Here is a 22227-nt window from a genome sequence, read left to right as displayed (position 1 = left end):
CCGCCCCCGCAGGCACCCCGCCTACGGGCCGTGCTGGGGCCACCTCCACCCCGCACCACCACGCGCCCGCACCGACCGCCCGGAGGACCCGTGCCCACCACCACCCATGTCGCCACCGAGTACGGAACGCTCCGCCGCGTCGCCATGCGACACGCCAGCGACTTCACCCGCCCTCTGACCGGCCCCAACGTCCACCCGGTCCTCGCCCGCCAGCAGGCCACCAGCACTTGGGCCCCCTACGACCCCGCCGCCGTCCGCGCCCAGCAGGACCAGCTGATCGGCCTGCTACGCGAACGCGGCGCCGACGTGGTCCTGCTCCCTCCGGCGCAGGGCTGCTCCGTCCAGCATTACCCCCGCGACATCGCCTTCGCCGTCGACCATGTCCTGTTCCGGGCCCGCCTGAACTCCACGCACCGCCTTCGCGAGACCGAGGCCCTCACCGACCCCGCGCTCGGACTGCGGCCCGTCGACCTCGCACGCGGCACGATCGAGGGCGGAGACGTCCTGCTCCCCGACACAGGCCGCGTCCTCGTCGGCCTGAGCGAGGAGACCAGCACCGCTGGTGCCACAGCCCTCCAGGAGGCCCTCGCCCAGCACGGCGTCGACCGCGAGGTCGTCTCCGTGCACTTCGCGGTCACGGGGATCGTCCACCTCGACGACCACCTCGCCGTGGTCGCGCCCGGCACCGCCCTCATCCACCGTGAGGTGTTTACCGCCGACCAGAACCGCTGGTTCGACGCCCACTTCGATGACCTCCTCCCGGTCACCGACGCCGAGGCCCGCGCGGTCCAGGTCAACCTCCTGGCCATCGCCCCCACGACGATCGTGGTCGCCGCCGGCAGCGACCGGATCGCTGCCGCCCTGGCCGCCCGCGGGCTCGAAGTGCTGACCGTCGACTACGGCGAGGTCACCCGCATCCCCGGCTCCCTGCGCTGCACCACGCTGCCCCTGCTGCGCACCTGACCAAGCTCGCCTTCTCGAAGCTGCCCGCGCCCGACTCGGCCACTCCGGGCTGCCGGGCCTCGCGCACGCCCGCCGGCACTTCGCCGCCCTCCCCAGAGGATCCCTGCGTTGTCCAGTCCCCTCTCACTTGTCCTTGTCGCCGTCCCCGCCGTGGTGCTGGCCTGTCAGGCCGGCGGCTGGGCCGCCCGCCGCCTCGGCCAGCCGCCCGTCATCGGCGAGATGGCCGTCGGCATCCTCCTCGGCCCCTCCTTTCTCGGCTGGCTCGCCCCCGGCCTCCAGCACTTCCTGCTGCCGCCCGCCGTCTTGCCCTACACCTCCCTGCTCGGCAACCTCGCCCTGCTCGTCTTCCTGTTCCTCATCGGCCTCGAACTCGACCTGGGCTCCTTGCGCGCCACCCGCCGCGCCGTCGCCTCCGTCGCTGCGGGCAGCATCCTGCTGCCCCTCGCGCTCGGGGCCGCTCTCGCGCTCGCCATGTACCCGGCCCTCGCACCGCCCGGAGTGCAGCAGCTGCCGTTCGTGTTGTTCGTCGGCACCGCGCTGTCCATCACCGCCTTCCCCGTCCTCGCGCGGATCCTCACCGACAGGGGCCTGGCCACCACCCGCCTGGGCACCTTCGCGCTCGCGTGCGCCGCCGCAGACGACGCCCTCGCCTGGTGCCTGCTCATCGCCGTCACCTCCCTGGCCACCGCCGGTTCCCCACTGGATGCGCTCACTGCCCTCGCCCTGGCGGTCGCGCTCATGGCCGCCCTCGCAGCGGCGCGCCCCGTCGCGAGGCGGACGCTGGAGCGCGCCGCCCGCACCTCCGACGACTTGGTGACGGTGCTGCTGGTCACCGGGCTGCTCCTGGCCGCATATGCCACCGACCGGATCGGTGTCCACCCCGCGATCGGCGCGTTCCTGGTGGGCGCGACCGTGCCGCGCGGGGTACCGGCCGTCGAACGCAGCGCCGCCCGCCTCCAGGCGGTGGTCGTCCCCGTGCTGCTGCCGCTCTTCTTCGTCGACATCGGCCTGCACACGGACCTCGCTGCACTCCCGGCCGGCCAGTGGGGGTGGGCCGCGCTCGTTCTGGCCGTCGCCGTGACGGGTAAGTGGGTCGGCGCCGCCGGGGCAGCCCGGCTCGCCGGCTGTGACTGGCGGTGGTCGGCGCTGATGGGCACCTTGATGAACTGCCGCGGAATCACCGAGATCGTCGTCCTCGGCATCGGCCTCCAGCTCGGCGTCATCTCCACGAACCTGTTCACGATGATGGTCGTCATGGCCGTCGTGACCACCGCCGCCACCGCGCCGCTGCTCGACCGTCTCACCCGCAACGCCCCCGACCTCACCGCCACGGCCCCTGCCGGCAAGCCGGTCGCCGTCCTGCCCGGAAACCCGGGAGCGGCCCGATGACCACTGTCCCCGCCGCACGGGCCGCCGCGGGCATCGTCGAGACGGCGATCCGCGCCCGGCGCAGCACCATCCGCCTCACCGAGCCCGCCCCGGGCCCGGACGAACTCCTCGACCTGCTGGCGGCCGCGGCCACCGCGCCCGACCACGGCCAGCTGCGCCCCTGGCGGGTAATCGCGATCTGCGGCGACGCCCGAGCCCGGCTCGGTGAAGCCGCCGCTGCGGCCGCGCCCACCGCCGGCCTTGCCGAGAGGGTCGCCGCCAAGCACCTGCGCGCGCCGCTGATGCTTGCCGTCGTCTTCCAGCCCCGTGACCATCCGACCATCCCACGCTGGGAGCAGCTGGCTGCGACGTCCGCGATGGCCACCACCCTGCTGCTGCTTCTCGACGCCCGCGGCTGGGGCGGTGTCTGGTTCGGCGGGCCCTGCCCGGACGCGCCACAGGTTCGCAAGCAGCTCGGCATTGGCGACGGCGAACAACTGCTGGGATACCTGTACGTCGGCACCCCCGTTCCCGGCGAGGCGCCCCAACCCCGTGCCGCTGCCGATGTCCGCTCCAAGCTCAGCTGGCTCGGCGACACTGCCCTCTGACCCCCGCCTCCGTGATCCACTGACCACTGGAGATCCGACGGGTGCCTGTACAGACCTCGCGCGTACATACACGCTGTTCGTGCTGGTTGTAGCTCTGCGAGGACGATCCACACGAACGTGTGGCTTTGTACGCCAGAACCCGAGTTCGGGAGGCACCCGCGGTGCCTCCCGTTGGGCGCAGGGCGGTCAGGGGGCACAGATCGCGCGGGCCAGGACGAGGAGTGGATGTGGTCCGAGGCTAAGCGCGGCCACCTGCCGCCGGGACGCCCGCGGCAGCTGACCTTCTCCCTGACCGACCCTGTCCGATGGTGCGCGTCTTCGGACTCTCCAACGAGACCGCGACCAGATACGTCTACGCGGCCCACCCCGCCAATCGGGCCGACCCCATCAGCCCATGACGAGCGGCGGAACCGGGCCGGTCATAGCCCGGGTTCCTGGAGTTCGGGAAGTGCCACTCCTGTGTGCTTCTTCAGATGCGCGCTCACGGCCTCGGCGCTCTTCTCGGCCAGCCTCTGAATCAGGTTCAGCCCCTTGGTCGCGTCCGTCTTGAGGACGCCTCCCTTCGGCGAACGGCGATGAGCGATCGACCCCCGCAACACGACGAAGTCGAGCAGCAACTGGCGGGTTCGTTCAGGCGAGTTCTTGTGCCACTTCCATGTTGCGGTGATGTCGTCGATCCCGACGTTCTGGAGGAAGAACCCCTTGACCGGGTCTGGCTTCGGGGTGTTCAAGCTGCGGTCGTCGTCCTTGGCCAACTGGACTGCTCGGTCACGCAGGGCGGCCCGCCACCCATCGTCAGCCAGATTCCAAATGGCGAGCTCGTGAGGCTCACCTAGGAGAGACTTCTTGAGGGTCTTCTTCACCTCGGTGGGCAGGTCGGCGGCTGTCGTCGCGTGCTCTGCCAGGTGGTTCAACGCCTCTGCGGCCAGGTCCTCGCAGAACGCCTCCCACGAGGCGCACGCCAAGACCACAGCCGATCGGCTAACCACTTGGATTTCCGGGCGCCGCCGGCCTCTGGCCGACCCCGTCTCCTTCTCATGGAACTCGATCAAGCGCTCGATATCAGGAACCGCCTCATCGAGAAGACTCCGGTGAGCAGTCCCGAAAGCTGTCGGCATCGACCAACTCCTGACCTCTGAACCCGAGGGCCTATAGGCTCCTGACCCCGGACAACCCTACGGGTTCGCCGCGTGAGTCCTTCCAGAATTCAGGAACCCGTCGGTTTCCGGTTCACCCCGCCGGTCCGGCCTGCCCGGGGTCAGAAGGCGCGGAGCGGTCCCCCCTCGGCGGCGTCGGCCAGGCGCCGCGCCAAGCGCCGACTCTTGAGGTGCTGAGCAGCCGTCTTCGCCTTCGCCAGCGACTCCTCCAACTCCGCCCGGTCACCACGCAGCCGCGCCAGCTCCGCACCGGTGATCAACAGCTCCACACTGTCGCGCGTACGCTCCGGCGACAGGCCCATCGCCACCTTCAGAGCCTGCTCGCCCTCGTCGGCCAGCCCGGCCATGGCCAGCGCCCACGCGGCCTGCCCCTCCAACTCCGGGCGGTCCAGCCACGCCAGCCACCTCGGGTCCGACCCGCGCCCTGCCCGGTCGAACGCGGCACGCGCCCGCTCCACCGCCGCCTGGCACTGCGCGCCGTCACCGTTGTAGGCCCACGCCCTCGCCTCCGTCACCGCGACGTAGGCCCGCACCAGCGCCGGCGCGCCTGTCGCCGCGACCACCGCGCTGCGGGCGTGGGTCAGCACCTCCCGGCCGTCGCCCCGTACCGCCGCCAGCCGGGCCTGATGAATGCAGCCGCGCGCCAGTCGGCCGCGATCCCCGATCGCCTGCGCCAGCCGCATCGCCTGCAGGTCGTAGCGCTGAGCCAGGCCCGGAAGCTGGTCGTCGTAGGCCATGCTCGCCAGCGCGAGCACCGCGTCGGCGACGCTGCCGTACAGCAGCCGGCCACGCCCGGCGTTGAAACCCCCTTCGAGAAGCGGAACGGCGTGGGCGGCGAGGAAGGCGGCGAACACGGAGCGGAACTGCCCGCCTCCGTGCCGGGCGTCCGTCCTGCCGTACAGGTCGGTGTGCGCGTCCAGCAGCTCGATGTCCGCCACGGTCACCCGCCGCTGTCCGCGCCCGGCGATCTCCGTGTCGGGCAGCATGACCAGGGCCTCGACCGCGGAGGGCGTCGAGGCAAACGGCAACCTCCGCACCGCCGCGCTCCTGGGCACGGCGTCCATCTGCCACAGCCGCCGCAGCATCCGCACCGCGTGTCTCAGGTCGCCGTACTGGAGCGCTTGCTCGGCGACATCCGTGTCCTCGGACGACCATCCCAGGCTCTCAGGGGTCACCTGGCGCTTGCACGCCCGGCTCAGTACGTGGCACGCCGCAGCCGCCAGTTCCGGGCCCGGCTGCGCCCCCGCGCACCACCGCGACACCGTGCTCGTGCTCACCGACCGGGGATGGCCGGAGGCCGCGCAATGCTCGCGGATCCGCTTGGCGAACCCCGACATCGACCACTTGAGCTCATCCAGCACGATCTGCTCGAGGTCCCTGTTCCGCTGTGAGGCGCCGCGAACTGACGGCGACCCGTTCATGCGGCTGCCTCCGGGATCTGGGTGACCGTCGCGCCCCCGTCCATGGCGGTCGGGCGGCGAACGGGGGACCACCTCACTACCCGGCCGCCTAAGAGACCGGGCGGACGGGTGTGGATCTCGGGTACCGCTGTCATAGAGGGTGCTCCGGGAGACAGGAGGTGGTCGATGGGATGGAGGCTGGCGGCCTCCGGGGGACGAGCTCGGCGCGCACGACCGCGGGTGACGGGCGCCCGGCCGTATGCCACCGCTGGGGCGCCGCAGCGGACCCGTCCCTCAAGCTGCGCGACTGCTACTCAGGACCACGGTCGGTGCGTCAGGCAGGCAGTGGCGGCGCTCCAGGGCGGCGCGCCGATCATGGTGGGGAGGCAGTCCGACATGGGCCCGGCGCGTGTCGAGAGCCTCGGGGTCGGCCACCGGGCACATCTCGATCTGCTCATCGTGCAGCTGGTACTGCGTGCCGTACTGCTGCGGCTGGCCGCTTCTCACCAGGCACCGGTCGTACAGGCGGGCCCATTGCGCGGTGGTGGCATCGCCCATACGCACGGCGGCGTGGAGCGAACGGAGCAGGGTGATCTGGAAGTTCAGGTCGTGGTCGCTGTTCAGGGCGATCACCAGTGCGGCCTCGCACGCGGCGTCGCCGACCAGGGACCGTCCGGGCCATCCGCCCAGCCGTTCGATGATCCGGCGCAGGGCCTGCGCGTCCTGGGCGGCGGGCTTGGCGTCGTCCAGGACGCCACGCTGATGTGCGGGGGCTCTCCAGGTCCTTTGCGCGTCGGTCACGCGGCTGACCAGGTCCTGGGCGATGTCGGGGTGGGTTGGCGGCCGGGCCTCGCCCGACCTGCCGACGGCGCCGGGAGGCGCGAGCAGGGGTTTCACGGGGCCATCCTTCGGGGCGATGTGAGGCGAAAGTGATGGGGGCTGTACGCAACGTGGCAGTGCCGGAACCGCTGGGGGCGGTCGGTGCGTGGACAGCGGGATCAGCTGCGGCCGTGGCGTTGGCTGTCGCGATCGACGGCTGCTCTTCGGCGGACAGATGATCCGGGCGGGCCATCGCGAACCCAGGGACCGGAGTTGGCTGGCCTCTCACGGGGAGGTCCTCCGTGGGCTGCGGCTCAGATGCCGCGCTGCCAGCCCCGGCTGAGGCGTACGGGCGGTGTGGGTGCGGCCGTCGGGTCGGGCGGGGGATTGTTCTGCCTCGCCAGGCGGCGCGAGTTGGTCGTGGTCGGCTTCGGCCCGGTCCCCGCCCGAAGGCTCCAGGAGCCCCCAGGCGTGGGCGAGACCGATCAGATGCACCGGGTCGGTGGCACCGGTCGTGGACAGGAGCGACTCCGTCTTGGTGCGCAGGTCGGCGGGGGCGATCCTCGCAGCGAGCGCGATGTCGGCCTGCCGGGACCGCGTGCCGATGGCCCGAAGGAGCAGCTCGTCGTCCGCGGTGAGCACCGGTGCCGGCCTTCCGGGCTCGGGCGCCGTAGCCTCGCCGCGTCCCAGCAAGGCGTGCGCGATGACGGCCCGGCTCGCTCTGGGCGGCAGGCCGAGGTGCTGGCGGATGTCCTTCGCGTACGCGTGGACCGTCGAGGCCGACAGCCCCTCGGCGACGGCGATGTCCGCGTTGGCGGCGTTGCGCACGAGGTGCTCGGCGACGCGGCGGAGCGAGGGGATCAGAAGGGATGTCTTGGATGTCTCGGTCATGAGGATTCCAGCTGCCTGTCGGTGAGGTCGGCGCTCTGCCGGCGGCGGTTCGGGCCGCCACGAGGGCGGAAGTCGGTTCCGGCCTCGGCCAGGAGGGCGTGAATGAGGCCGTAGGAGCGCCGAGCGGCCTTGGCGAGGGCGGGGATGGAGGCGCCGGCCTGGTAGTGCGTGGCCAGCCATGTGCCGGCCGCCTCGCGTTTGGCGGAGTCGGTAAGGCGCCGTCCGGAGGTCAGGCACTCGGGCGGTGGACTCGCGAAGGCGAATCCCTCCTTGGGCTCCAGGTGGGCGAGCAGCTCGGGGTGGGCTTCCAGCAGGACCAGGGTGGCCAGCCCTAGCCAGGCGATGTGCCAGGGCCGGGCCCAGGCGGGAAACGGGCTGGGAACCACGGCAAGGAACCGGGCTCGGGCAAGGGCCAGGGTCGGGTGCTGTGACGGTTCGCCCGAGAGCGCTGCGGTCAAGGTTCGTAGGATCGTGCGCAGTTGGGCCAGCTGCGCGTCGAGTGCACGGGGGGTACGGGCCTCGTGCCGGCGCCAGCTCATCAGTGCGTCCGCTGCGGCGGCCACGACCAGTGCGCGGTCGAGGGCTTCCTCAAGTGGGGCAGCCACGGGCATGTCGCTGTACCAAGGGGACACGGTTGAGGCGACCCGGCGGTCGGTGGAGATGTAGCCCTGCTCGGCGAGGTGACGGATGGCCTCGTCGGCGAGCGGGTAGTCGATCTCGAAGAGGCGTGCCACCACGCCGGTCTCGGGCAAGCCGCCCTCCGAGGCGTAGACCCCGGCGTGTACTTCGTCGGCCAGCCAGCGGACAAGTACCTCGACCTGCCACTCGGCCGGGACGAGCGGATCGCGGGCCCCGGCCCGGGGGACGGGCGGGCGGGTCGTGTGCCGGCGGACGGCGGTGTGGCCCAGGTGGCGGTTCTGCTCGGCGCGCGTCATGCCCTGGCCGCCTTGCCGGTGAGCTGGCTGTTGCCCGTGGTACGGGCTGCGGTGACGGCCAGAACGGCCTGAATGATTCCGACGTGGGAGAACGCCTGGGGGGTGTTGCCGAGCTGGCGGCAGGCGTAGGGGTCCCACTCCTCGGCGAGGAGGCCGAGGTCGCTGCGGATGCCCATCAGGACGCCCAGGTGGATCTCGGCTTCGTCTACGCGGCCGATCGCGGCGAGCGCGGCGATCAGCCAGGCAAGGCAGATGATGAAGGTGCCCTCGTCGCCCGTCAGTCCGTCGACGCCTGGCTTCTGGCCGTCGGTGCGGTAGCGCAGCAGGAAGCCTCCCTGCGTGGACAGCTCGCGCTGGACCGCCTCCACCGTGCCGACGATCCGCTTGTCCTCTGGAGGGAGGAAGCCGGAGGTAACGATCTGGAGTAGGGAGGCGTCCAGCTCCGTTGAGCCGTACGACTGGGTGAAGGTGTTGCGCTCCTCGTCGTACCCGCGCTCGCAGACCTGCCGGTGGATCGCGTCGCGCAGCTCGCGCCAACGCTTCACGGGTCCCTCGGCGCGGCCGGCCTCGATGAGCCGGACGGCCCGGTCGACCGCGAGCCACGCCATCACCTTGGAGTGTGTGAAGTGCCGGCGTGGCCCGCGAACCTCCCAGATCCCCTCGTCCGGCTGCTCCCACAGCTGCTCCAGGCACGCGACCAGGTCGACGATGAGAGGGGCCACGACCGGCGTGAGCTCGGGATCGTGCTCCTGCGCCGCGTACAGGGCGCCGACGATCTCGCCGTACACGTCCAGCTGGAGTTGTCCGGCCGCGCCGTTCCCCGTACGGACGGGGGCGGAGCCCTCGAAGCCCGGCAGCCAGCAGAGTTCGGTCTCGGGCATCTCCCTGGCGCCGTCGACCCGGTAGATGGCCTGCATGGTCTCCGGCCGGCCTGCGATCGCCGAGCTTAGCCAGCGGACCCAGGCCCGCGCCTCTTCCTTGTATCCGCAGGACATGAGGGCTTCGATGGTCATGGCGGAGTCGCGAGGCCAGCAGAACCGGTAGTCCCACTGCCTGCTGCCGCCGATCTCCTCGGGCAGCGACGTCGTCGCCGCGGCCACGAAGGCTCCGGTCGGCTGGTACTGGAGGGCCTTCAGCGTGATCAGCGACTGCTCGACCGCGTCCCAGTGAGGGCCCGAGTATGTGGACCGGCCAGCCCAGGCCACCCAGAAGTCCCGGGTGGCCTTCAGCAGTCCGGTCGGGGTCGGCGTCGGCGGCGGTTCGTCGCGCCCGCGCTGCCACGACAGGACGAAGGTCACTTCCTCGCCTTCCGACACGGTGAACTCGGACACGATGTCGGAGCCGTCCATCCGGTTCGGGGCCTGTGTGTCGAGCCACAGCCGTCCGTCGCCCTGGTCGGCGACGGAGAGCCGGCCGGACGCGTGAACCTGCGACCGGCCGGGGGCCTGCCGGGGTCGGCCGTAGCCGGGGCGTGCCCGCAGCGTGGACCGTATCGGCACCCTGCCGCTGACACCCCGGACGATCCGGACCAGACGCAGGACGTCGTCGTCGCCCGTTACCGGCATGAAGTCCACGAGCTGAGCAGTGCCGTCGGGGGTGATCCAGGAGGACTCCAAGATGAGGGTGCCATCGGTGTAGCGCCGCCGGTCGGCCGGCGCCGACGGCCGCCCGCTCGGCCCGGCGGGGCCGACACGCCAAACGCCGTGCTTCTCCGTGCCCAGCAGCGAGGCAAAGTGCGCCGACGAGTCGAAGCGCGGCCAGCACATCCAGCTGATGCTGCCGTCCTGGTCGACCAGCGCGCCCGAACGCAGGTCGGAGACGTAGGCGAGGTCCTCGATGCGGCCAACCTGCGATAGGGCGCGGATGCCTTGCGCGGAGGTACGCGGGGAAGGGATGCCGATCACGCAGCCACCGCCAGCGGCAGGACGCGATGCGGGGCGACGATCTCGCCGTTGGGAAGCAGCTCACCGGTGTCCTCGAAGAGCAGCACCCCGTTGCACAGCAGGCTCCACCCCTGCTCGGGGTGGTGAACGGTGAGGCGAGCGGCCTCACGGTCAGGAGACACAGAACTCGGGCACGTCGGGCGGTGTTTACACATGGAGAGGTCCTTGGAGAAGGCGGGGCAAGCGGAAATGACCCGCGGCGATGGGGACAAGGAGCAGGCAAGAGCCAGGAAGACGGTCAGGAAGCCGCCCGCCCGGCAGGAACACGACCCGCGCGTCGGTCGCGGGTCACCGCCTCTTCGGCGGTGGTCCGGGGTGTGGGCATGGTCAGCTCGCCCCGGCCGTGACTGAGCCGCGGCCGGACCAGCGCCCGTACCTTGTCCGGGTCCAGGGTGAGCAGCACCCGGAGGTGGTCGGAGAGTGCTCCGACGGTGTCGGCGTCGCCCACCTGGACGTCCGTGATCGTCGGGGCGAGCTCCGGGCTCACGTAGACGCGGTCGATTCGCCATCTGCTGCCCTGGCGTTCCAGGCCGCCGTGCCCGATCAGCAGAGAGATCGGGTTCACCTGTGAACCTCCTTCGCAGTTGATGGCCCTCCGCCGAGGGGTGCCGGATTCGCACGGGGGATCGCTTCTCCGGGTGGGCCCGGCGGAGGGGACTTGGGACGGAAGAGCCGGCCGTCCGCGAGGGCGGATCGGCAGCAAGTCGCCAGGCAGCGCCTCAGGCGGCGGTCGTGGGCCGGTTGTGGTTGGTAGTCCTCCCGGCCACGCCTTGAGTACGGCGGCGGGGAGGACGGCTTGTGGGCAAGGAGCGGTGCGAAGGAGGCGTCATGCGTCGTCCTCGCACACCACGTCGAGCACGGTGAGCAGAGCCAAGGCGAACAGCCGCAGGTACCGAAGCAGTTCCATGCCTTTCGGCTTCGCTTCGTGCAGGGCACGCAGACGAGCGATGTCGGCGGCGGGGGCCGAACGCAACGAGGTTAGGGCGATCACCTGCGGCGTGGCGCGCTGCAGCCGGACGACCAGCCGAGCCGCGTCCTCGCCAGAGATCGGCATGGGTTCCATGTCGCACGGGGGCCGACGGGATCGGAGCAGCCAGCGGACGGGCCGAACACCGCGTCCGCTCGGCGGCGACGACGGAAGCGTGCCGTCCAGGATCTCGTTGAGGACGGAGATCAGCCCGTCGTCGATGCCCTCGTGTGCTACGGATCTTGCGAGGGAACCCTGGAGCCTTTCCAAGGTGGCCTGGTCGCCACGGGCGATCAGCACGCCAGCTCCTGCGGCTCTGTCGCGACACGGGCCCAGGTGGTGCGGTTCGTGTTGCTGGTGCCCCAGGCGGTGGCCAACTTCTCCACGAGCTGAAGACCTCTGCCGTTCGTCGCCTGCACCCCTGCGCTCTTGAGCCTGGCCGGCTTCGAGCTGCTGTCGGTGACCTCGACCAGCAACTGGCCATCGCTGTGCTCGATGCGCAGGCCCACGGCCTGCGGGGTGTCGGTTCCGCCCCCGTGCTGGACGGCGTTCGTCATCAGCTCCGACACGATGAGGACCGTGTCGGCCGCCACCTCCGGGGGGATGCCGTCCCAACGCTCCATGGCGCCAGCCGCGATCCGGCGCGACATTCCGATGTACGGTGGCGAGCTGGGCAAGAACACCTCGACGGTGTTCCACAGCGGTTCGGCGTGCGACGGCGGACGTCCGGGGGTCCGGGGGAAGTGCTCATGTGCCATAGGGGGCTCCTCAGGCGTACGAGGCGACGGCAGTGGTCGTCGTGAGCAGGGTGGGCACGGCTCAGTCCTTGGCCGCGGTCTGGCGGCCGACGGGGGACCGCTATTCGGTTCGCCGTGTGGCGAGCAGCGGTAGGTGCGAGCCGTGACGGATGGGCTCGGCGGCGGGGAAGGGCGGCACGTGCGAGACCCGCTCAGTTGCAGGTGAACGGGCGAGGTCGTGAAGAATCTCGGTGATGCAGTCAGCCAGGGGCTTGCGGGTGTCCACCACGATCTTCGGATCCAGAACCGCGCTGTGGGTATCCCCGGGCGGCTCGTGATCGGCTTGGTGGGCTGCGCGCACACATTCGATGACGTGCAGGCGGTGACCTATTCCGGCGGCGAGATGCCGGAGCGCTCGCACATCGCGGGCGTGCGTGAGTGGGTGAGCGTCGAGGACCACGGGGGCAGCGGGGCGCTGGTGGAGATTCCACACAGCAGCCTGCAACAACCACTCGTAGAGTCGGGCGGCCTGCTCACGCGACGCGGTGAGGGCCGTCGGGAACAGCGCGGTTCGAAGTTGGGCGAGGTCGAGCAGGACGCCGTCGAGAGCAACCGCGAGATGCCCCGCCAGTTTCGACTTCCCCGACTGCGGACGACCGCCGATGGCGACGATCACCGCACCTCCAAGGGGGTGCAGCGAAGGGCCTCGTGCTCACGGTCTGCCTCGTCGGGCCAGCCGAAGAAGGCCCATACGCCCTTGCCGACGACCGTGCCGTTGCGCGTCGCCGGGGCGGCCGTCCAGTGGTCGGCGATCGCGGAGACGAGCCGGAGACTATGTCCGTCCCCCGTGGCGGTGGGCCGGATGATCTGTATTGGGACGTCCGGCGAGTTGTCGGTCACCAGGATGCCGAGGGCCGCACTAGGCTTGACGGAGAGCACGAGCCCGATCATCTCGGGTTCGCCGACGGGCCGCGTGCGGCCATGAAGCACGGAGTTTGTAACCAGCTCGCTGGCCGCGAGGAGGACGCGGTCCGTCAGCTCGTCTTTACGGGTGAACCCCCAGGCGTTCAGCTGGTGCTGGAGGAAGTGCCGCGACAGGGGCACGGCCTGTTCCGAGTTCGCGAGCCGGATCGTAGTCAGTTCCGCCTCGACACCGTGCGCCAGGGCAGAGAGGAACTGCCCTGTCCTCCGAGTCGTTGTCATTGAGCGCACCCCCAATCCTGGATGGCGGGTGCCGTCGGCCGATGTGCGGAGCGCGGCGGCACCCGCGGGCTCACGGGCCAGAACCGTCAGGTGTCGTGGCCGGCGAGCGGCGTGTGTTCTCGGGAAGCCCGAGGAGGGCAAGAGTTGCCCTCGTGGACCAGGGGCGGCAACCGTGACGGCTCACGTAAACGTGACGAGCTTGCGTGACGCTTCACGTATTTCCAGCGCCGTGTTCGACGGAGCCACGTTTTCTTGACACGGAGCGGACAGCATGTCACTACGCTGATGGGCGAGTTCGAAGGGAATCGACTTCATGCGACGTGGTCCTGCACCTCATGGTCCGTCCTGTGCAAAGCGGTTACGCGAGAGCGGTGCCGAACGTGGACACTCAACCGACGAGATCGCCCGCACGATTCAAGCGCACTGTTCCGTCTCCCTCTTGCGCGCGCAGCGTCTGGCCAGGGGCCTCACCCTTGCCGAGGCAGCGGACCAGATTCGCCAGCTCGTCTCTGACCGGGACAGGGCCCCCCGGGTCACCGTGGAACAGCTGCGGCTCTGGGAGACGGGAGGACATCAACCGCTCCGCACCACCGTGCTCGTGCTGGCCGCCTTCTACGGCTGCTCTCCCCGTGATCTAGGTCTGGACGAGACCGAGGCGGTCGCCGGAGTCATCCTCCGGGCGGAGCCCAGGCATGGGCACCGAGCCGAGGTCATCCCCATGTCCGTCATCGGCGAGCGGATCCCGACGGCTGCCGAGCACCTCTCGGACAGGGTCGACGCCGCGCGTCGTGCGGTAGACCGGACCCTCGCCTCCGCGACGGTCAACTCCAGCCAGCTGGACCACATCGACGAGATGGTCCTTTGGGCCAGCCAGGAGTACATCTCCACCCCGCCGGCCCTGATGCTCACCCGCCTTCTGGACCTCCTTGCCGAGGTCGAGGGGTTGGCCGCATGCCGACAGCCCGCTGCCGTCCAGGTTCGGCTCTCGGAGCTGACGGCGATGCTCTCCACTCTGACTGCCGACGCGCTCATGAAGCTCGGAGACCTCACGCGGTCGCGATCTTGGTACGCCACAGCGCGTACCGCTGCGGACGACAGCGGAAACGCAGAGCTTCGAGCGCGCGTCAGGGCTCAGGCCGCGATGCTGCCCTTCTACTATGGTCCGATCGCCAACGCGGTGAATCTGTGCCGGGAGGCCAGGGCGATCAGCAGCCGAGCACGAACCAGCGCCACCCACGCCTTCGCGGCCGCAGCAGAGGCTCGGGCCCTGGCCAAGCTGGGCGCCGATGCCGAGGCCGAAGCCGCATTGCGCTACGCGACGAAGGTGTTCGAACAGTTCGGCGGGGACTCGGCGGACGATGCCTTCGCATTTCCGGAGCGCCGCTACCTGCTCTATAAGAGCGGGACGCTGACGGCTCTCGGGCACACGCGCGAAGCACGTCAAGTCCAGGAGCAAGCGCTCGTTCTCTACCGGGACAAAACCGGTATCGATCCTGCTCTCCTCCGACTCGAAGCGGCTATCTGCTACGCGCGGGACCGAAGCCCTGGCGAAGCGTGCCAGCTGGCCGGCGCCACCTTCCTGCGGATGGACCCCGCCCACCGCACACCCATCGTGGAGGAAAGAGCCCGCGAGGTCGTGGAGGTCCTTCCGTCGTCGATACGGACAAGCCGAGCAGCACGCGAGCTTCTTGAGATTATCGAGCTTCCGCCAGGCCGGATGTGACAGGACGGGCACTTGTCGGGGAGCCTGTGCCACATGACAATCACGCCGGCCCCCGGTGGGTTCGACGAGTTCGAGATGTACCAGGTACTGGAAGGCGCATGTGCGAAGGCCGGCCTTGACGGCCGTGACGCCCGTCTCCTTCGCGGGCACACAAATGCGGTCCTTCTCCTCGAGAAGGAGCAGGTGGTGGCCAAGATCGCCCGAAAGGGCACCGCCGTCGAGAGTGTGGCGCGCACGGTCACCTTCGTGCGGTGGCTCATCGAAGCAGGCTTTCCCACGGTTCCACTTCACCCGTGCGACCAGCCGCTCGTCGTGGACGGACACGCGGTCACCTTCTGGACCTACCTGCCGCAGCCTGAGCACCCTGTGGCGGCCGAGCAGCTTGCCGGGCCCCTCAAGGCGCTCCACGCGCTGCCCGCACCCCCGATTGCCCTTGCCGAGCACGACAACATCCGTGCAATCCGCCGCTCCCTGGCTTCGATCACATGCCTCCCCGCAGAGGAGATCCGCTACATGGAGGATGAAGTGGACCGCCTTGAAGGCGAACTGCGGGATGTCCGCTTCTCCCTTGCCGCTGGACTGATACAGGGGGACCCGCAGCACCGCAACGCGCTGCACACGACCAACGGGTCCGCCGTGCTGTGTGACTGGGACACGATTGCCCAAGGCCAGCCTGAGTGGGACCTTGTCACAGTCGAGGTCCACTGTCGGAGATTCGGTTACGGCCAAGCCCACTACGGAGCCTTCGCGAACGCCTACGGGTGGGACGTTACGGAATGCCCTAGCTACCCTGTTCTGCGTGATATCCGAGAACTCCGTATGATCACCACGAACGCCAGAAAAGTCCGGTCAGCTCCCGGGTCCTTGAGCGAGATCCAGCGTCGAGTCGCTGGGCTCAGAAGGCGGGATGGGCAGCTCCGTTGGAACATCCTCTAGCGGTGTCGACTGCACGCGTTCTTGCTACGGTCGCCGTGCCACGGATCTCGCAGAGCTGCGAGCGTGATCGCGCCAATCGTGCCGATCGGCCTTGACCACGTCTCCTCGCAGCGGAAGTGTGCGCAAGAGTTGGCAACTGGCTTGCTGCGGGAGGGAATCATGGCTCTAGAGTTCGTCGGAAAAGATCCGAACTCGCCCAACGGGGGCTCCCCGACGGTGTGGGTCGAGACCGAGAAGGACGAGATCGTCATCCAGGGCTGGCTCCCGGACCCTGAGATGAAGGTCGAGATCGGCGAAACCGAATGGGTGCCCGGTGGGCCCATCGGTATACCCGATCACGAGGGCGTGGTGCGTATCCCGTCCCGGATGATCCCGTTCCTGAGGGAGGCGTGCGATGCCGCAGAACGACGTGCCGGACTTCACCGCGCTGCTGAGGAGCGCTGAGCGCTCGGCGGTCCACCTGGAGATGCGCGACTCCTACATGGAGGACGAGGCTTTCGCGGCATGGCGGGAAGGCCGCGAGATCGAGCTACCCGCCGCGTACGGGGAGTGGCGTGCGCTCGTCGAGGAGACCGTCGCCCGCGGGGTGACCGTGCGCCGGGCGCGGGTCGTCTCGGAGCCGGTGACCGACTACATCCGGTGGGAGCACGCGCTGACCGGCCCGCACAACATCGCCTCCGGTGAATCCGTCCGCTGGCTGCCGCGCCGGCTCGCCTCCGACCTCGCTCTGCCGGGCAACGACCTGTGGCTGATCGACGGTGAGCGTGTCCTGTTCCACTGGTTCACCGGCGCCGGCGAATGGGCGGGCCACGAGTTCACCGAGGACCCCGACACCGTAAAGATGGTGGTCACGGCCTTCGAGGCCGTCTGGGAGCGAGCCATCCCGCACAAGGAGTACACGGTCTAGCTCGTCAGCCCCACGTCACCGGACAGTCAGCATGTCGTCTCCGTCGTCCAGCGTCACCGAGGCGCGCAAGGCCCTTGCCCGCCGCCTGATGAACATCCGGAAGGATGCTGGGCTGTCAGGGGAGGGGTTGTCCGTCCGGTGCGGATGGGGTGCGTCCAAGACCAGCCGCATCCAGAGCGCGTCGCGGCCCCCGTCCGAGGCCGACATCAGGGCGTGGTGCACCGCGTGCGGGGCCGAGGAGCAGATTCCTGACTTGATTGCCGCCGCCCGGGCCGTCGAGTCGATGTACACCGAGTGGCGGCAGATGGAAGGCAACGGGCTCCGGGCCGCCCAGGATTCCGTCGCCACACTCTATGAGCGCACCCGGTTGTTCCGGGTGTACGCGAGCCGGGTGCTGCCCGGGATGGTGCAGACCCGCCAGTACACCGCTGCCGTCCTGCGCTCGATCCAGCGCGACCGAAGCGTTGCCGTGGACGACGTGGACGAGGCCGTGCAGGCCCGCGTGGCGAGGCAGAGGGCCCTGTTCTCCGGGCGCCACGAGTTCGGACTGGTGATCGAGGAGTACGTCCTGCGGGCCGCTGTGTGTGACGCCGAGGCGATGGCCGCGCAGCTCGACCGCCTGATCTCTGTCAGCGCCAGGCCGTACGTCAGCCTCGGCATCATTCCGATCGGGGCCGGCCGCACGACGCTGCCCGCGGAGGACTTCTACATGTTCGACGAGGCCGAGGTGGCTGTCGAGCTGACCTCCGGCTATCTGCGGATCACCCAACCCAGCGAGATCTCCGACTACAACCGCGCCTTCGCTCAACTGGCGGCCATGGCAGTCCACGGTCCGGAGGCTCGCGCCCTGATTTTGGGCGCGATCGACGCGCTCGGATGAATCTCGGCAAGAACTGGCAACTTCGTTGAGCCCGCGCCCGGGCCGTTCCTAGCGTGGTGGTCGCCACCCGAGGCCGAAGGGCTGCTGGGTAGCCCCCGAGCAGCGGGCCGGGCCGCGTCCCGCCCGACGCACCGCGGCCCGCTGCGTCCACTGAGGAGGAGCCGATGACCGCGCCCCGCCCCCGAAGCGCTTCGGGGCCCAGTCCGGCCGCCGACTCCGCGCCGTGCGGAGCTCCCAGCACGAGCGCGACGGTCGGGTCGTTCTTCCACGAGGACGGCCACCCGTGGCTGACCATGAGGGTCCGGGACGTGGCCAGAGGAGCCGAGGGCACGTTGACCGCGATCGTTCACGAGGAGAGCAGCGGGGGGACGGTGCGGGTCGCGCATATCCGCCCGGTCTCCGGCGTCGAGTGGACGGCGGCCGTCGACAACATCCGGCTCGCGCCTTCCCCGAGCCCCATCCAACCGCAGTGACGCCGGGGCCGGTTCGTCGGCCCGTTCAAGGACTTCCGCCCCGGCGTGCCCAGTACACCGGCACCGGCAGCGGGACCACCGAGCACCACTCGAAGCACGATCGAGAGGAGCACCACCGTGAGCACGACCAGCGTCGAACGCCGAGAGCTCGGCCGCTTCCTGGCTGTCGCCAAGCAGCGGTACGACACCGGCGAGAGCCCCGCCGAGATGTTCTCCCCGGCCGTGGACGCCGAGTGGCACAAGCTGCTCGCCACCCCCGAGTACGCCACCTTCAGCACCGAGCACGCCGGGATCGTCCTGGGCCACCGCGAGGTGAAGGGCTCCGGCCCGATCGCCTGGGTGGCCGCCTACAAGGAGGCGTACGGGCCGCTGCCCGAGATCTGGTTCACCGACGCCGAGGGCGTACTCGACGAGGCCGCGCTCGCCCGATACCGGGACACCGGCACTGTCGTGGCCGAGTGGGACTGCTCCCCGACCAGCGGAGACGGCGACGACGAAGCCGTACCGGCCACTCGGTGACCCTCATCCGCATCGACGGAGCGCCCCGGCCGACCGCCGGGGCGCTCCGCCTCGTCGAGGCCAGCTCCACCCGGCCGGCCACCGTGAACATCGCCGAGTACGCCGAGCGGATGACCGCGCATTGCCCCTACCTGGCCCCCTCGCTGCAGCGCGGCCTCACCACCTGGACCGTCTACCGCGCCGACGCCGACGCCGACGCCGTCGAGGCCGAGCTCTTCCACGCGGGAGGACAGGCGGCCGAGTGGCTGCGGCCCCTGATCCGCCGCCCCCAAGGCGCCCTGCGTTGCGAGAACATCGTCCTCCTGGGCGACGTTCCGGGAGTGCGGCATCGGGACCTGATGGCGTGGCCGTACTGGGCCCTTCGGCACCTTTACGCGCCCGTCGGGATCATGTTCGGCAAGTTCTACGCGGGGGAGGATGAGCGTGCCCGGTCCGGCGAGCGTACCCCCGTCTCTCCGGTCTCGTTCCTCCCGGTACGGGCCGCGGTCCGCCGGCGCGACCCGCAGTTCCTCCACACGACACCCGAGCTGGCCGCCGCGCTCGCGGTGGCTGACGACGATGGCCGCGACGTCTTTCAGCACCTCTCCTACGACTGGACGGAAATCCGCTCATGGTCGAAACGCCACCTCCCCCCGGCGAAGCCCTCGCCCACCTCCAGGACCACGTGGGTCAGCCCTATACGACCCGGCTCCTGAGCGACCGACGCGGCTCTCGCGCCTGGGAGGTCCACGGCCCGCGCGGCGCCGTCGCCCTCAAGGCGAACAACCCCGACGACGAGACCGCCCGCGACAAGGCCGCCGAGATCGCCCAGGAGGACAACCACCTCACCCGCCTCATCGCCGCGGGCGCGCTCAGCCCCGGCTACCGGATCGACGCCGGCATCTGGGACGGCGGCCGGTGGATCGCCGTCCGGTGGTGTGACGGCACCCCGCTGTGGCGCACGCTCGCCCCCGCCCGCGGACCCGAAGGCGACCGGCGCTCCGTGCGTCCATGGCTGCTCGGAATTGCCCGCACCTGGGCCGCCAGCCTTGCTCGGATGCACGCTGCCGGCTGGGCCCACGCCGATGTCCAGCCCACCAACACCCTCGTGGCGGACGGCCGCGCCGTACTCATTGACTATGCCCTCGCGTGCGGCCCCGGTGACGACGCCCGCCTCCCGTACCGGGGCGCCCTCACCCACACCACCGCCCCGGAGATCGCCGCCGCCGTCCTCGCCACCCCGGCCGACACCCACGTCCAGGCCGAGCCGCCCGCGGACGTTTGGGGCCTGGGCGCGTCCCTGTTCTGGTGCTGGACCGGCCACCGTCCGGTCGCCTACGACGACACCGTGGACCGGTCGGAGAAGCTGCGGGCCGTAGCTAAGGGCAGCACGCTCCCGGTCCCCGAGTTCCGGCCGTGGCCGTTCCCCGAGTTCGAGGAAGTGGTCACCGCCTGCCTTGCCCCCGCCCCAGAAGACCGCCCGACGGCCGCTGTCGTCGCCGACATGCTCGCCAGCAGGTGATCACCCTCCGAGAATTGACGCTGGACGACGCCCTGGCCGTCCAGCGCATCTACAGCGGCGCGTCCATCCGCTTCACCCACACTCGTCCGTATTCTGCCGTGCAGGCGCGCGAGCGCGTCGACCGCGCCCTGACGGCGGCCCGCGAGGAGCCTCGCTCCCGCTGGGACTTCGGCATCCTGCACGCGCAGGACCTCGTGGGCCTCGTCTCCTTGCGTGTCCCCCAGCGGGGCATCGGCACGCTGAGTTACATCCTCCGCGAAGACACATGGGGCAACGGCTACGCCACCGAAGCCGTGACCCAGATCGTCGCCTTTGCGTTCACTGCCGCCGGCCTGGAACGCCTGGAGGCCAAGCACCATCCCCATAACCCAGCCTCCGGCCGCGTCCTCTCCAAGGCCGGGTTCGCCCGATCCGGCACCGTCGACCTGCCCGGCAAGTACCGAGTCATCGTGCCGTACCCGGTCTACGAGATCTGCGCTTGATGCGATGACCGGAGTACAGTCCGGCCGCGCTCGGGAGACCGTCGTGCAGATGCCACGTGCCCTGAGCCCGTTCCGCAACCGGGGCGGAAGCCCGAGGGCCGAACTCGACGCAAGGGCCCGAGCAGTGCTCCAAGTCAGCTGACCCGTACGGTAAGGAAGCCTGGTTCAGGGAGTATCCGCCCCCGAACTGCAGCCATCTCAGGAGAGGCAACGCGTGTTCAACGAGTACATTCAGGTGCCCGTGATCGCCACCGTCGTTGGAGGCCAGACCGGCCGCCTCGACGACTACAAAGGTGGCGTCGAGTCGATCATCCGTCTCGTCCCGAGCATCCCTGAGAGTGCCCTGGAAGGCATCGACGAGTTCAGCCACCTCGAAGTGATCTGGCACTTCAGCCTGGGCTCGGACAGCGACATCGAGTTCGAACCGCGAAGCCCGCGAGGAAACCCGGACTGGCCGGCCACCGGCGGACTCGTACATCGAAACCACCGTCGGCCGGCCCGCATCGGCACTTCGTACCCCCGGCTGCTGCGAGTGGAAGGCCGAGACCTGCACGTCACGGACCTCGACGCCGACGACGGCACTCCGGTCATCGACTTGGCGCCGGTCTTCCGCGAGATGCTGCCCCGCGGGCCCGTCCACCAGCCCGAATGGCCCACCGACATGCTGCAGAACTACTGGAAGGATGCCGGCGAGCGCCCCTGAGACGCACCGCGTTCCCGAGCTGATACTGGGAGCAGGCGGACGGCTGCCGACGAGTGTCCTTGACCGGAGTGCGAGACTGCTGCGCTCCCATGGGCTCATGGGCGCTCCGGGCGAGATGATGCGGGCGTGGTGGGCTCGCAGGCCCTGAACGGCTCGGATGGCAAGGCCGGTGGGGTGGTGGGGAAGTGGGTCCAGACGATCTTCCCGCGTGGCTGACGGGGTTCGATGCCCCAGCGGCCGGCGAGTTCGGTGACGATCACCAGGCCCCGGCCGGTCTCGTCCGCCGGAGCCGAGATGACGGGTTCGGGCTGGGGCTGGAGCGGGTTGCGGCTGTCGTGGACTTCCAGGCGGATCCCGTCGGCGTCGGGCTCAAGACGGACAAGGAATCCGTGCTCGGCATCACTGCCGTGGGCGAGCGCGTTCGTGGCGAGTTCCGAGACGACCAGGCGGATGTCGCTGGTGTCGTCAAGGCCCCAGGCCGTCAGGGTTCGGGTGGCGAAGTCACGTGCTGCTTTGACTGATTCGGGCTGGTGGTCGAAGAACCTCTGCGTCGCTTCAGGCATGGGGGCCTCACGTGTCGTGGTCCAGGGCGGTAGTGGGGCCGGCACTGCGGCGGCGGGCTCGCTCGGACGGAGCCCTGGCGGGGCTGGTGGCGGCCGAGTGCGCGGTGCGGGGGCCGCGGACGAGCAGCAGCCGGGCGCCAGAGGCGGCGATCCGGGCGTGCCGGGGGGCGGCTATCGCCTTCGGCCCAAGGTGGGAGAGGGCGGGCAGGAGGACGCCGTAGGTGCCGTGCAGTTCCAGGACGTCCAGCAGACCGGTGAACGCGGCCGACCGCTCGGTTCCCGCCGTCCGTTCGGTGAAGATCCCCTGCAGGGCGAGCTCGTGCCGGCGGCAGTACTCGGCCAAAGCGCCGTGCAGGGCGTCCTGGCGGGCCGCGGAGACCCGCACCAGCCTCAGGAAGCCATAGACGACCGGGCCGCTTACGCCGCGATGCTCGGTGAGGGGCTCCATCTTTCGCAACCATCCAAAGGTCCGGCAACTGGTGTCACCGGACAGCCTGGCCCTGTCCCCAACCACTGTGGAATGACCGCCTGTTGCACTTCCGCTGCACT

The 22227-nt window shown here is 70.1% G+C and carries 28 protein-coding genes; 14 read left to right on the top strand and 14 right to left on the bottom strand.

The genetic code is table 11. From position 1 onward, the window contains the following. Positions 1–90: 90 nt before the first annotated feature. The 3 genes from ACFY8W_RS03970 (at position 91) to ACFY8W_RS03960 (ending at position 2939) form a co-directional block, all read left to right on the top strand. Entirely contained in the window at positions 91–963 is an 873-nt protein-coding gene (locus ACFY8W_RS03970; RefSeq protein WP_391099886.1) for an arginine deiminase family protein, read from the top strand. Between the two features lie 108 nt (positions 964–1071). Further along, entirely contained in the window at positions 1072–2352 is a 1281-nt protein-coding gene (locus ACFY8W_RS03965) for a cation:proton antiporter (RefSeq protein WP_391099883.1), read from the top strand. Further along, positions 2349–2939, top strand: coding sequence for a nitroreductase family protein (locus ACFY8W_RS03960; RefSeq protein WP_391099881.1), 591 nt, complete (start codon positions 2349–2351; stop codon positions 2937–2939). The genes ACFY8W_RS03965 and ACFY8W_RS03960 overlap by 4 nt, the downstream gene beginning before the upstream one ends. A gap of 419 nt (positions 2940–3358) precedes the next feature. Here ACFY8W_RS03960 and ACFY8W_RS03955 read toward each other — a convergent pair whose 3' ends face one another. The 12 genes from ACFY8W_RS03955 to ACFY8W_RS03900 all read right to left on the bottom strand — a co-directional run bounded on the left by ACFY8W_RS03955 (position 3359) and on the right by ACFY8W_RS03900 (position 12892). Beyond that, positions 3359–4057 (bottom strand): HEPN domain-containing protein, encoded by a 699-nt coding sequence (locus ACFY8W_RS03955; protein ID WP_391099878.1) that lies wholly within the window; start codon positions 4055–4057, stop codon positions 3359–3361. A 140-nt stretch (positions 4058–4197) separates the two neighbouring features. After that, the gene (locus ACFY8W_RS03950) at positions 4198–5517 is read right to left on the bottom strand and encodes a transcriptional regulator (RefSeq protein ID WP_391099875.1); all 1320 of its coding nucleotides are present in this window, start codon (positions 5515–5517) and stop codon (positions 4198–4200) included. A gap of 273 nt (positions 5518–5790) precedes the next feature. Next, positions 5791–6393, bottom strand: coding sequence for a DUF6624 domain-containing protein (locus tag ACFY8W_RS03945; RefSeq protein ID WP_391099872.1), 603 nt, complete (start codon positions 6391–6393; stop codon positions 5791–5793). A 207-nt stretch (positions 6394–6600) separates the two neighbouring features. Then, on the bottom strand, positions 6601–7206 hold the full coding sequence (locus tag ACFY8W_RS03940) for a DNA-binding protein (RefSeq protein WP_391099869.1): 606 nt from the start codon (positions 7204–7206) through the stop codon (positions 6601–6603). Beyond that, positions 7203–8141 carry a helix-turn-helix domain-containing protein gene (locus ACFY8W_RS03935; protein ID WP_391099866.1) on the bottom strand — a complete coding sequence of 313 codons (939 nt, stop codon included), beginning with the start codon at positions 8139–8141 and terminating at the stop codon, positions 7203–7205. Before ACFY8W_RS03935 ends, ACFY8W_RS03940 begins: the two co-directional genes overlap by 4 nt. Further along, the gene (locus ACFY8W_RS03930) at positions 8138–10045 is read right to left on the bottom strand and encodes a glycoside hydrolase family 15 protein (RefSeq protein WP_391099863.1); all 1908 of its coding nucleotides are present in this window, start codon (positions 10043–10045) and stop codon (positions 8138–8140) included. The genes ACFY8W_RS03935 and ACFY8W_RS03930 overlap by 4 nt, the downstream gene beginning before the upstream one ends. Next, positions 10042–10239: a DUF5999 family protein gene (locus ACFY8W_RS03925; protein ID WP_391099860.1), complete on the bottom strand. Its 198-nt coding sequence runs from the start codon at positions 10237–10239 to the stop codon at positions 10042–10044. The genes ACFY8W_RS03930 and ACFY8W_RS03925 overlap by 4 nt, the downstream gene beginning before the upstream one ends. Positions 10240–10322: 83 nt before the next feature. Continuing rightward, positions 10323–10649 (bottom strand): hypothetical protein, encoded by a 327-nt coding sequence (locus ACFY8W_RS03920; RefSeq protein ID WP_391099857.1) that lies wholly within the window; start codon positions 10647–10649, stop codon positions 10323–10325. 261 nt (positions 10650–10910) lie between these two features. Next, positions 10911–11351, bottom strand: coding sequence for a hypothetical protein (locus ACFY8W_RS03915; protein ID WP_391099854.1), 441 nt, complete (start codon positions 11349–11351; stop codon positions 10911–10913). Continuing rightward, on the bottom strand, positions 11345–11809 hold the full coding sequence (locus tag ACFY8W_RS03910) for an ATP-binding protein (RefSeq protein ID WP_391099851.1): 465 nt from the start codon (positions 11807–11809) through the stop codon (positions 11345–11347). Before ACFY8W_RS03910 ends, ACFY8W_RS03915 begins: the two co-directional genes overlap by 7 nt. Positions 11810–11909: 100 nt before the next feature. Beyond that, positions 11910–12464 (bottom strand): AAA family ATPase, encoded by a 555-nt coding sequence (locus ACFY8W_RS03905; protein ID WP_391099848.1) that lies wholly within the window; start codon positions 12462–12464, stop codon positions 11910–11912. After that, complete coding sequence (locus ACFY8W_RS03900) at positions 12461–12892, bottom strand: ATP-binding protein (RefSeq protein ID WP_391099845.1); 432 nt, start codon at positions 12890–12892, stop codon at positions 12461–12463. Before ACFY8W_RS03900 ends, ACFY8W_RS03905 begins: the two co-directional genes overlap by 4 nt. A gap of 538 nt (positions 12893–13430) precedes the next feature. Between ACFY8W_RS03900 and ACFY8W_RS03895 the strand changes: the two genes are divergently transcribed. The 11 genes from ACFY8W_RS03895 to ACFY8W_RS03845 all read left to right on the top strand — a co-directional run bounded on the left by ACFY8W_RS03895 (position 13431) and on the right by ACFY8W_RS03845 (position 21115). Beyond that, positions 13431–14714 (top strand): helix-turn-helix domain-containing protein, encoded by a 1284-nt coding sequence (locus tag ACFY8W_RS03895; protein ID WP_391099842.1) that lies wholly within the window; start codon positions 13431–13433, stop codon positions 14712–14714. 33 nt (positions 14715–14747) lie between these two features. After that, complete coding sequence (locus ACFY8W_RS03890; RefSeq protein ID WP_391099839.1) at positions 14748–15650, top strand: phosphotransferase; 903 nt, start codon at positions 14748–14750, stop codon at positions 15648–15650. Positions 15651–15713: 63 nt separating this feature from the next. Then, positions 15714–16094: a hypothetical protein gene (locus ACFY8W_RS03885; protein WP_391099836.1), complete on the top strand. Its 381-nt coding sequence runs from the start codon at positions 15714–15716 to the stop codon at positions 16092–16094. Next, positions 16045–16557, top strand: coding sequence for a DUF6879 family protein (locus ACFY8W_RS03880; protein WP_391099834.1), 513 nt, complete (start codon positions 16045–16047; stop codon positions 16555–16557). The genes ACFY8W_RS03885 and ACFY8W_RS03880 overlap by 50 nt, the downstream gene beginning before the upstream one ends. A 31-nt stretch (positions 16558–16588) precedes the next feature. Further along, positions 16589–17437 (top strand): Scr1 family TA system antitoxin-like transcriptional regulator, encoded by an 849-nt coding sequence (locus ACFY8W_RS03875; protein ID WP_391099831.1) that lies wholly within the window; start codon positions 16589–16591, stop codon positions 17435–17437. A 332-nt stretch (positions 17438–17769) separates the two neighbouring features. Further along, positions 17770–17910: a hypothetical protein gene (locus ACFY8W_RS03870; RefSeq protein ID WP_391099828.1), complete on the top strand. Its 141-nt coding sequence runs from the start codon at positions 17770–17772 to the stop codon at positions 17908–17910. A gap of 117 nt (positions 17911–18027) precedes the next feature. After that, on the top strand, positions 18028–18429 hold the full coding sequence (locus ACFY8W_RS03865; RefSeq protein ID WP_391099825.1) for a hypothetical protein: 402 nt from the start codon (positions 18028–18030) through the stop codon (positions 18427–18429). Continuing rightward, complete coding sequence (locus ACFY8W_RS03860; RefSeq protein ID WP_391099822.1) at positions 18426–19124, top strand: DUF6875 domain-containing protein; 699 nt, start codon at positions 18426–18428, stop codon at positions 19122–19124. The genes ACFY8W_RS03865 and ACFY8W_RS03860 overlap by 4 nt, the downstream gene beginning before the upstream one ends. Next, positions 19040–19930, top strand: coding sequence for a protein kinase (locus ACFY8W_RS03855; RefSeq protein WP_391099819.1), 891 nt, complete (start codon positions 19040–19042; stop codon positions 19928–19930). Before ACFY8W_RS03860 ends, ACFY8W_RS03855 begins: the two co-directional genes overlap by 85 nt. Next, positions 19927–20412 (top strand): GNAT family N-acetyltransferase, encoded by a 486-nt coding sequence (locus ACFY8W_RS03850; RefSeq protein ID WP_391099816.1) that lies wholly within the window; start codon positions 19927–19929, stop codon positions 20410–20412. The genes ACFY8W_RS03855 and ACFY8W_RS03850 overlap by 4 nt, the downstream gene beginning before the upstream one ends. 214 nt (positions 20413–20626) lie before the next feature. After that, positions 20627–21115 carry a TrmO family methyltransferase gene (locus ACFY8W_RS03845; RefSeq protein ID WP_391099813.1) on the top strand — a complete coding sequence of 163 codons (489 nt, stop codon included), beginning with the start codon at positions 20627–20629 and terminating at the stop codon, positions 21113–21115. Between the two features lie 95 nt (positions 21116–21210). Here the strand turns inward: ACFY8W_RS03845 and ACFY8W_RS03840 are convergent, their stop codons facing one another. Continuing rightward, positions 21211–21678 (bottom strand): ATP-binding protein, encoded by a 468-nt coding sequence (locus ACFY8W_RS03840; protein WP_391099810.1) that lies wholly within the window; start codon positions 21676–21678, stop codon positions 21211–21213. A gap of 7 nt (positions 21679–21685) precedes the next feature. Further along, positions 21686–22126: a hypothetical protein gene (locus tag ACFY8W_RS03835; protein ID WP_391099808.1), complete on the bottom strand. Its 441-nt coding sequence runs from the start codon at positions 22124–22126 to the stop codon at positions 21686–21688. Positions 22127–22227: the final 101 nt, after the last annotated feature.

This window comes from Streptomyces sp. NPDC012637, assembly GCF_042954805.1.
Lineage (GTDB): Bacteria > Actinomycetota > Actinomycetes > Streptomycetales > Streptomycetaceae > Streptomyces.
Note: the sequence above shows the minus strand (reverse complement) of the source record. Positions and strands in the feature narration are given on the sequence as shown.